We start from the raw sequence: 6,258 nt of genomic DNA on the forward strand, positions 1-6,258 counted from the left end.
GCTGGGGTTGAGACGGCCAAGAAGCTCCTCGATGAAGATTTACCTTCCAATACCTTGATGCCGTCATGGAACAGCAGTGAAGGCAAGCCGATTGGAGAGGGAGTATGACCATGAATATAGATTTAAAAGGCAAGGTTGCCGTGGTCAGTGGTGGTGCAACCCTCATTGGAAAAGCCGTGGTACAGGCTTTGGTAAATGCAGGTGCACGCGTCGCCATTCTGGATATCGATGCCAATGGCAAGCAAGTGGCTGAAAGTTTTCCTTATGAAGTGATGTTCATTCAGGTGGATTTGACCAGTGACGTTGCGATTCAGCAGGCGGTCAAAAACATTCATCAACATTTAGGTGAAGTCAGTTGTTTGGTGAACTTGGCATGTACTTATCTGGATGATGGTTTTCAGTCTTCACGTCAGGATTGGTTAAAGGCATTGGATGTCAATCTGTTGTCCGTAGTGGAGTTAACACGAGCCTTCTATGCGGACTTAAAAAAGCATCGCGGTTCGATTGTGAATTTTACTTCGATTTCTGCCAAGTATGCGCAAACAGGGCGCTGGTTATATCCCGTATCTAAAGCAGCTATACGCCAATTAACCCAAAGTATGGCCATGGATTTTGCCGCAGATGGCATTCGGGTGAATTCAATTTCCCCAGGCTGGACATGGTCACGTGTGATTGCCGAAGTCAGTGGCAACAACCGTGAAAAAGCAGATGACGTGGCTGCGGATTATCACTTATTGGGTCGCTTGGGGCATCCAGAAGAAGTCGCCAATGTGGTGCAGTTCTTACTCTCACCCGCAGCAAGCTTTGTAACTGGGTCGGATTATGCCGTCGATGGTGGCTATTCAGTGATGGGACCTGAAGGTTCTCAACCCGCCATTCCGCGCTTATCCAGCTAAGACAGACATTCATTATTCAGAACATTAAGAAATTTGGAGAAGCACATGCGCCGTATTGCAATTGTTGGAGCAGGACAATCAGGTCTGCAACTGGGATTAGGTCTGTTAGATACAGGCTATGACGTAACTTTAATTACCAACCGTACTGCCGATGAAATCCGTCAGGGCAAAGTTATGTCTAGCCAATGTATGTTTCATACAGCCTTACAAACTGAACGGGATTTAGGGCTGAATTTTTGGGAAGAGCAATGTCCTGCAGTAGAAGGAATTGGTTTGGCTTTGGTTAATCCTGAACATGGGGGTAAAGCCTTTGAATGGAGTGCACGTCTGGAACGCTATGCACAATCGGTCGATCAGCGCGTAAAAATGCCTTTTTGGATGCAAGAATTTGAAAAACGTGGCGGGCGTTTAATTATTCAGGATGTGGGGATAGAAGAACTAGAGCAACTGGCCAATGAATATGAGTTGGTGCTTTTGGCGGCAGGCAAGGGTGAGGTGGTAAAACAGTTCGAACGTGATGCGGAACGCAGTACTTTTGATCGTCCGCAACGTGCCTTGGCGCTGACCTATGTTAAAGGCATGCAACCCATCTCTCCCTATTCACGAGTAACGTTTAACATTATTCCAGAAGTGGGCGAATACTTTTCCTTCCCCGCGCTCACCATTAATGGACCTTGCGACATTATGGTTTTTGAAGGCATTCCGAATGGCCCAATGGACTGTTGGCAGGATGTCCAAAGTCCTGAACAGCATTTACAGCGTAGTCTGGAATTACTGAAAAAATATGTGCCATGGGAATTTGAGCGTTGCCAAAATGTTGAACTTACTGATGCAGGCGGTTATTTGGCAGGTCGTTTCCCACCAACCGTGCGTAAACCTGTCTTGACACTCCCTTCAGGCAAAAAAGTCTTTGGTATGGCTGATGCTCTAGTCGTAAATGATCCAATTACTGGTCAAGGCTCAAACAATGCAGCCAAATGCAGCAAGATCTATTTCGATGCCATTTTATCTAATGATGATCAAGCTTTTAGCGAAGCATGGATGCAACAAACCTTTGAACGCTATTGGGCATACGCCGAAAAAGTTGTGGCATGGACCAATAGTCTGCTGTTGCCACCACAACCGCATGTCGTGGAATTACTTGCAGCCGCCAGCCAGAACCAAGCCATTGCTTCAGTGATGGCAAATAACTTTGATGACCCACGTGACTTTGCACCGTGGTGGTTTGATGCCGAACAGGCTCAGCATTTTATAGCTTCGAAAACGGCACAAAAAGTTGCGTAATCGGGCTGGGGAAAAGGAGCTTAGACATGATGGACAGTATTGTAGATATGGCACTACAGCCAGTGAATGTAGAAAACCCGAGAGAAATACGGAATTTACTCGGTCAGTTTGCAACAGGGGTCACGGTGATTACCACTCGGAGTAAGCAGGGGCGTAAAGTCGGTATGACGGCAAATTCCTTTTCTTCCTTGTCCCTCGACCCGCCATTAATTTTATGGAGTTTATCCAAAACAGCGCCAAGCTTGTCGGACTTTGTTGATGCAGAACACTTTGCCATTCACATGCTGGCGCAAGAACATCATCTGCTGTCTGGACATTTTGCCAAAGCCTCTGCGGACAAGTTTGCGGGGATTGCTCATCGAGATTGTGATGTAGGTGTCCCTATTCTGGAAGATGTGCTGGTAACTCTCGTCTGTCGCAATGTGACTCAATATGAAGGTGGCGATCATCTCATTTTTATTGGTCAGATTGAGCAATATCAACAACGGCAGGGAGAACCTTTGGTTTTTCATGCAGGAAAATACCGCGTTGCTGCAGCACATCCAGAGCTAAGCAATTAAAGATTTGGTCACGATGCTTTCATCGTGACTTTTTATTTAGGAAAGAAGAATGAAGTCTCGTGTAATACAAAAAAGTGTTTTGCTCTGTAGTCTGGGGTGTCTGTCTTTCATGGCGAATGCTTATGACTTGCCGACTGTAAATTTAGGGATGACCAGCTTTTTAGATGGGGGTTTGCCTGCTGGCACAGGCTGGTATGCACAAACCTATTTTCAAAACTATGACAGTGATGAATTGGTCGATGCATATGGAAACAAACTCCGTTTACCGAAAACAGACCTCAACTATCAAGTGATCGTGGAGCAAATTAGTTACTTATCAAATGTTAAATTAGGTGAACATGCCAGTTTAGGGGTGAATTTTCTGATTCCCTTTGTCAGTAAAATGGATATGGATGATGGATTGAATCAAATGGCAATCAAAGCGCAGGGTGGTTTTGGTGACATCATGATCGGTCCTTTTGTACAATTCGATCCAATTATGGGAGCAGCGGGTCCCAAATTTGTACATCGGATTGAGTTCCAAGTGAACCTGCCAACAGGGGATTACAGTTCACAAAAAGATATTAATCCGAGTAATAACGCGGTTTCGTTAGATCCGTATTGGGCGGCAACCTACTGGTTTAATCCAAAGTGGACTGCTTCGACACGTATTCATTATCTGTATAATTTTAAAAATGATGATCCAAGCTATGCATTTGTTGGTGCAGATGAGATTCAAGCGGGTCAGACATTGCATGCAAACTTTGCTACAGAATATGCATTTACCCCACAGTTACGTTTGGGGATCAATGGATATTGGTTAAAGCAAATCACTGATACTGAGGTGGATGGCGAGAAAGTTAAAGGACGTAAAGAAAAAGTCTGGGCAATTGGTCCAGGCGCAATGTACAGCTTTTCGCCCAATAACCATGTAGTGGCCAATGCCTATTTTGAACAAGATGCAGAAAACCGTCCTGAAGGTACACGGATGCAAGTTCGCTATATTCATCATTTCTAATTAAAACAATGCCTTTTATCCCTTGCAGGATAAAAGGCATTTAATTTATGAGTTATTGCAGATAGTATTTAAATTGCCTTAGCTACAACGACGCGTAGATGACGGTAAAGTTCCAAAACGTCTTTTATATTCTTGAGAAAATCTGCCTAAATGGGTAAATCCCCATTTAAAAGCCACATCGGTAACGGTCAAATGCTCATTCCGTACGAGCTCCAAGTGTGCCTGTTCAAAACGCAATTCTCTCAGATATGCCATTGGGGTTGTACCCAGATAATTTTTAAAGCCCGTAAATAAGGTACGTACACTTACACCTGCTTGTTCTGCCAGCGTTTCTACGCTTAAAGGTTCATGTAAATGTTGTTGAATATAGGCTTCAGTCTGTTTAATAAAATGTGGCGAAATGGTTTTGTCTTTATGCGAATCTATTTTATCCAAGCCGTTATTGGGCTGCCCATAAATCAGCGCATTTAATAGATTCGATTCAAACTGTTTAAACGCCAGTGGATGATGCAGTGGATGTTTGTCGCATGCCAGTGCATCCATTAAGGTGCGGAGTAATTGTAAAAAGTAGCTGCCATTTTGGCTGGCAAAGTCGAGCTTGGGATCAAAAATCAGCGGTGTGTTGTCTGTGTCAGGAATATGTTGGCGGCAGTGATGCAGAAAATCCTCTTTAGAAATTTTTAAAATGAGTTGTGGCGAATTGGCATGCCAACGCATCCGTAACGATTGTTGCGGTGAGATGATGGATGCGACTTGCGAATAGGACATAAATTTCTGACGTCCAAATTCAATTTCGGCATAGCCATGCGTTGGAATTTGAATTAAATAAAACTTGTCTAAATGGTCGGGTTCTATAATCACATCTGCGCCGTAGACCAGACGACTAATGGAGAGGGCACCTGTTTTAACATGGTGCATGGTTGCACTAAAATTTTTCTGTGGCTTGGAAATTTTTAACAGGTGAGGTTTAAAAACTTGCCCCACATTTTTACAGGTTTCGTCTATATCTTGATGGCTGAACAGTAAATTATGCGGAGCAAAAATTGATTCTTGCTGAAAATGTCGCCCATTTAATTCAGAAGAGTTGGCTTGATACATATCGCTATTCCTTTGGCTAACTCCTGCTTGTATTTCACCTTGAAAATTCTGCTCGGAATATTTTCGAACTGGTGGAAATACTGCACTTAGATGATTCAGTTGTGCGCAAAATATATAAAGATCAATGCAAGATATAGACCAGAATTGCCAAAAAATGCTGCTTTCAACAAGTATTAGTGAAGGAGTAAAGATCCTTATTTTCGATATTGAATGACAGGCAGCGACTTGAAGATTCCATTCTATGAACTTGGTTTTCTTATTGAGATCTTATTCCTTAAGATCTGCATAATTTTATAGCAAATCCAAGTGATCGGGTCAATTTTATGATCACTTGGATGATGCTTATGTTATTGAAATAGTATCTATTTGAACGAATGTATGCCTATAGACATACATTCATTTGTAAAAAGTTTTTGAGCTTCTGATTAAACACCGTCGGCTGCTCTACATTAGAAATATGCGAAGCATCAATCTCCACCAACTGACTGTTCGGAATCTGGCTCTGCATAAACTGTGCATCCGCCACGGTGGTCACAGGGTCTTGCTGACCCGCAACAATCAACACGGGCACAGTAATATCTTTCAGTTGCTCCCGCATATCCGCTTTAGCCAAAGCCGCACAACAGTTGGCATAACCTTCGGCGCTGCCAGCTGCCATGTCGTTTTGAAGATTAGACACCACTGTAACATGACTTTGGATAAAGGGAGCTGTAAACCAACGCGATGCTGCGGTATCCGCGATGGATTGTAAACCTTGGGCTTTGACTAAAGCGGCACGATCCAGCCACGCCTGTTCCTGACCAATTTTGGCTGCGGTATTACACACCACCACATGGCTAAAACGCTCTGGATAATGAATCGCCAGCCATTGACCCGTTAAGCCACCCATGGAAATCCCACAGAAGGCGGCTTTTGCAATCTGTAAATGATCCAGCAATTGAATCACATCTTCACCCAACTGCTGCAGGCTATAAGGCCCTGTTGGCGTCGATGAAGCACCATGACCGCGGGTGTCATAACACACCACAAAGAACTGATCCTTTAAAGCATTAAACTGCTGCTGCCACATACCATAGTTGGTACCTAAAGAGTTGGAAAACACCAATGCAGGATTGCCGGCATCACCAAAGGTTTGATAATGCAGTTGCACATCAGGCGTGGTTAAAATGGGCATACGTTATTCCTTCATGTATCTTTTATTTAACTTAGCGATCTAAATCAGTTTTCAACACGCTGAATAATCAGCGCAATGCCTTGACCGACACCAATACACATTGAACACAGGGCATAGGTACCACCTGTTTGTTCCAATTGATTCAGTGCAGTTGTCACCAAACGTGCACCTGAAGCACCGAGTGGATGACCAATCGCAATCGCACCACCATTCGGATTTACTTGAGTTGTATCGTCTGCAAGACCTAAA

The 6,258-nt window shown here is 43.8% G+C and carries 7 protein-coding genes and 1 pseudogene; 5 read left to right on the top strand and 3 right to left on the bottom strand.

Going from position 1 to position 6,258, the window contains the following annotated elements; all coding sequences use genetic code 11:
* The 5 genes from ACWQ4X_RS19305 to ACWQ4X_RS19325 all read left to right on the top strand — a co-directional run.
* Nucleotides 1-108: hypothetical protein (locus ACWQ4X_RS19305; RefSeq protein WP_457904640.1), on the top strand; the 108-nt coding region annotated here is incomplete at its 5' end.
* A gap of 2 nt (nt 109-110) precedes the next feature.
* A complete protein-coding gene (locus ACWQ4X_RS19310; RefSeq protein ID WP_457904635.1) occupies nt 111-896 on the top strand; it encodes an SDR family oxidoreductase in 786 nt (261 codons plus the stop codon).
* Nucleotides 897-941: 45 nt separating this feature from the next.
* Entirely contained in the window at nt 942-2,180 is a 1,239-nt protein-coding gene (locus tag ACWQ4X_RS19315) for a styrene monooxygenase/indole monooxygenase family protein (RefSeq protein WP_457904636.1), read from the top strand.
* 29 nt (nt 2,181-2,209) lie between these two features.
* The gene (locus ACWQ4X_RS19320; protein ID WP_457904641.1) at nt 2,210-2,740 is read left to right on the top strand and encodes a flavin reductase family protein; all 531 of its coding nucleotides are present in this window, start codon (nt 2,210-2,212) and stop codon (nt 2,738-2,740) included.
* A gap of 49 nt (nt 2,741-2,789) precedes the next feature.
* The gene (locus tag ACWQ4X_RS19325; RefSeq protein ID WP_457904637.1) at nt 2,790-3,737 is read left to right on the top strand and encodes a SphA family protein; all 948 of its coding nucleotides are present in this window, start codon (nt 2,790-2,792) and stop codon (nt 3,735-3,737) included.
* A 78-nt stretch (nt 3,738-3,815) separates the two neighbouring features.
* On the opposite strand, the gene ACWQ4X_RS19330 is transcribed toward ACWQ4X_RS19325, so the two are convergent.
* The 3 genes and pseudogenes from ACWQ4X_RS19330 to ACWQ4X_RS19340 all read right to left on the bottom strand — a co-directional run.
* Nucleotides 3,816-4,835 carry an AraC-like ligand-binding domain-containing protein gene (locus tag ACWQ4X_RS19330; protein ID WP_457904638.1) on the bottom strand — a complete coding sequence of 340 codons (1,020 nt, stop codon included), beginning with the start codon at nt 4,833-4,835 and terminating at the stop codon, nt 3,816-3,818.
* Between the two features lie 382 nt (nt 4,836-5,217).
* Nucleotides 5,218-6,009 carry a 3-oxoadipate enol-lactonase gene (pcaD, locus tag ACWQ4X_RS19335; RefSeq protein WP_457904639.1) on the bottom strand — a complete coding sequence of 264 codons (792 nt, stop codon included), beginning with the start codon at nt 6,007-6,009 and terminating at the stop codon, nt 5,218-5,220.
* 44 nt (nt 6,010-6,053) lie between these two features.
* Nucleotides 6,054-6,258 (bottom strand): annotated as a pseudogene (locus ACWQ4X_RS19340) (acetyl-CoA C-acyltransferase); the annotation flags it as partial.

The sequence above is a fragment of the Acinetobacter sp. NigerLNRRAM0016 genome (genome assembly GCF_054112845.1).

Bases quoted from the DNA above. Each gene is read 5' to 3' on its own strand.
- ACWQ4X_RS19310 (WP_457904635.1), top strand. From the start codon at position 111: ATGAATATAGATTTAAAAGGCAAGGTTGCCGTGGTCAGTGGTGGTGCA.
- ACWQ4X_RS19315 (WP_457904636.1), top strand. From the start codon at position 942: ATGCGCCGTATTGCAATTGTTGGAGCAGGACAATCAGGTCTGCAACTG.
- ACWQ4X_RS19320 (WP_457904641.1), top strand. From the start codon at position 2,210: ATGGACAGTATTGTAGATATGGCACTACAGCCAGTGAATGTAGAAAAC.
- ACWQ4X_RS19325 (WP_457904637.1), top strand. From the start codon at position 2,790: ATGAAGTCTCGTGTAATACAAAAAAGTGTTTTGCTCTGTAGTCTGGGG.
- ACWQ4X_RS19330 (WP_457904638.1), bottom strand. From the start codon at position 4,835: ATGTATCAAGCCAACTCTTCTGAATTAAATGGGCGACATTTTCAGCAA.
- pcaD (WP_457904639.1), bottom strand. From the start codon at position 6,009: ATGCCCATTTTAACCACGCCTGATGTGCAACTGCATTATCAAACCTTT.